At 41.7% G+C, this 1,470-nt stretch carries 2 protein-coding genes; both read right to left on the bottom strand.

All coding sequences use genetic code 11. From position 1 onward, the window contains the following. On the bottom strand, nucleotides 1-352 hold a 352-nt coding region (locus tag FTV43_RS15405; protein WP_179995831.1), incomplete at its 3' end, for a hypothetical protein. Nucleotides 353-624: 272 nt separating this feature from the next. Further along, nucleotides 625-1,470 (bottom strand): protein rep (locus FTV43_RS15410; protein ID WP_179995832.1); only part of this gene is annotated, 846 nt, incomplete at its 5' end.

Genomic DNA, 1,470 nt, shown 5'->3' on the forward strand with positions numbered 1-1,470 from the left:
GAGAAGAAACAAAACTCTCCATTTCCTCATAACTTTGTTCCTCATCTTCTTGCTGTAATTCTTGAGAAATAACTCGCAATAGATGATTTAACTTAAGTCGAACATCTTCATTTTCAGTGTGTGAATTAAATACAAGGGATAACGGAATAGTTGGATTTGAATCTGTATAACCAATAACAAACTCTTTCAAAGACTGTCGGAAATTAGAGCGAATGATGTGAGACAAAAAGTCTTGACGAGTCAAACCCATTGACTTAGCAACTGTGTCATAAATCTGAATTTCATTATCAGTTAAACGAATAGTTACTGCCTTAGTATCTTCGTCAGAGCTAGAAGCAGAATTTGTAGCCATTGCAACACCTAGAGATTTGAATAACATTTTAAAGATTCCATTAGATTCTATTAGATTGTTTTTAGAATATTATAGATTTAAAAAAGAATGTCAATGCGTCGCCACCCATGCGGGATGGCTAAAAGCTCCCGATCTGAAATCAGATGGGAGCTTGTAATCAGGGAAAGGAAGGCTTTGAAATTTTAATTTCGGAGTGGTCGCTCGTAGACACTCGCTCGGCTACTGGAGAAAGTGTACTTACTACACTTTTCGTTTCACTCAAAGTTCGTAAGTTACTCGATGAATGCTAATAGCCTACGTTCGACATATGGGAAAAGATCAATGTTATATAAAAATCCGTCCCATCTATGGATACGTTCCTTAATCCGTACACGAATTTTAGGAGGGATTCTCCAGTGAGCTTTTCTATGTACTCGCTGCGGTCGTTCCGTGACTGCGTGCCCTCGCACCGGCAACGTCCTCGCATCGTCCACACTTAGACCGCACGCGCTATATCGCTCAGTCTCAGTCGTCGAAGCTCCTCCCAATCCCGCGCGCTCTCCCGCCTGCGGTTCTACGTGTCTTGTGATGAGTAAGTCGTAATAAGATTTTTTGCCATAGGCAAATTTGTACAGCATTTCGAGATAAGGCAAAGTCTTATCGTCAGGCATATCATCTGTCATTGTGTCAGGAATTTTGACACCCCATAACAAACCGAATGAACCTGTTAAACGCTTGCCCTTGAGAACCTTAAACGCTTCCCAAGTCTTTTCAACGGACAGATCGCCAAACTTCAAAGCATACTTACAGACTTCGGCAGCCGCTTTGCTATAGCCGTGACCTTTTTCTTTTTTTGCCCTGCGGACATCGACCACCATCGAATCACCAGTGATGCTATGCCAATATTCTGAAAATTCCTGCTGATCAATCCATTGATCAACTAAGGCGAACATATGAATATGCGGATGCCATTCACCTGTTTTCTCGTTATATGTATTCTCGTAAGAATACATAGCACCTTGAACCTTACAGAACTCGCTATAACCCCAACCCTTTTTTAAATAGTCCCTACGACGCTCTAGGAGCGTTCTAAAGGACTTCATAAGGTGTTCTGAGCGTTCAGCAAGGTCTGGACCGTT

Origin of the sequence: Acinetobacter sp. YH16053 (genome assembly GCF_013417035.1) — a bacterium.
Lineage (GTDB): Bacteria > Pseudomonadota > Gammaproteobacteria > Pseudomonadales > Moraxellaceae > Acinetobacter > Acinetobacter towneri.